A 1,227-nucleotide genomic window follows, 5' to 3' on the forward strand; every position below is an offset into this window, starting at 1 on the left:
CACTGGGTTTCCCCATTCGGATATCGTCGGTTATAACGGTTCATATCACCTTACCGACGCTTTTCGCAGATTAGCACGTCCTTCATCGCCTCTGATTGCCTAGGCATCCACCGTGTACGCTTAGTCGCTTAACCTCACAACCCGAAGGTGTCTTTTTATCAGACGACACGAAACGTCATGGCTGTGCGTGGTGAACTTCTTCGTTGGGCAGGGTTCGCAATGCTCACGTACTTATGTACGCTGTGCTTGCTGCACGCTGTCCGCCTTGAATTTCACACTGCTCACTCATGCCACTCGCTTGTGTGTTTGAAAAACACGTTCAAGTTGAGATTTTTTGAGAGACTCTCACATTGTTTAAGCAAAACAATGTGCGTTGTTTTCAATTTTCAGCTTGTTCCAGATTGTTAAAGAGCATAATTGTTAAACCAACTACATCGTAATTGGCTTAATCATTATTGGGGACATCGTCTTTCACTCGATATCGGCGCAATTGGCGTCCCCTAGGGGATTCGAACCCCTGTTACCGCCGTGAAAGGGCGGTGTCCTAGGCCTCTAGACGAAGGGGACACGAAATACTGCACAAATCACTTTGTTGCATATCTCGTGTAAGACCCACTCTTTCGAATAGCTCTCCCACGTATAGCCTATTGCTCTACTTTCTATCAGACAATCTGTGTGAGCACTTCACAAAAACACTTCAATGGTAAGGAGGTGATCCAACCGCAGGTTCCCCTACGGTTACCTTGTTACGACTTCACCCCAGTCATGAATCACAAAGTGGTAAGCGCCCTCCCGAAGGTTAAGCTACCTACTTCTTTTGCAACCCACTCCCATGGTGTGACGGGCGGTGTGTACAAGGCCCGGGAACGTATTCACCGTAGCATTCTGATCTACGATTACTAGCGATTCCGACTTCATGGAGTCGAGTTGCAGACTCCAATCCGGACTACGACGTACTTTATGAGTTCCGCTTGCTCTCGCGAGGTCGCTTCTCTTTGTATACGCCATTGTAGCACGTGTGTAGCCCTACTCGTAAGGGCCATGATGACTTGACGTCATCCCCACCTTCCTCCGGTTTATCACCGGCAGTCTCCTTTGAGTTCCCACCATGACGTGCTGGCAACAAAGGATAAGGGTTGCGCTCGTTGCGGGACTTAACCCAACATTTCACAACACGAGCTGACGACAGCCATGCAGCACCTGTCTCAGAGTTCCCGAAGGCACTAA

The 1,227-nt window shown here is 49.0% G+C and carries 1 tRNA gene, 1 rRNA gene and 3 other annotated features (1 of these 5 cut by a window edge); both genes read right to left on the reverse strand.

The annotated features are described in order from the left end of the window. Nucleotides 1–134, reverse strand: a 23S ribosomal RNA gene (locus PROVRUST_RS20030) (its annotated part extends 311 nt beyond the left edge of the window); the annotation flags it as partial. Nucleotides 135–491: 357 nt separating this feature from the next. Next, nucleotides 492–567 (reverse strand) — tRNA-Glu (locus PROVRUST_RS15950). 150 nt (nucleotides 568–717) lie between these two features. Beyond that, nucleotides 718–850, reverse strand: a sequence feature (16S ribosomal RNA rRNA prediction is too short). Between the two features lie 62 nt (nucleotides 851–912). Next, nucleotides 913–1,009: a sequence feature (16S ribosomal RNA rRNA prediction is too short), on the reverse strand. A gap of 27 nt (nucleotides 1,010–1,036) precedes the next feature. Beyond that, nucleotides 1,037–1,202: a sequence feature (16S ribosomal RNA rRNA prediction is too short), on the reverse strand. Nucleotides 1,203–1,227: the final 25 nt, after the last annotated feature.

Origin of the sequence: Providencia rustigianii DSM 4541 (assembly GCF_000156395.1) — a bacterium.
GTDB classification, from domain to species: Bacteria; Pseudomonadota; Gammaproteobacteria; order Enterobacterales; family Enterobacteriaceae; genus Providencia; species Providencia rustigianii.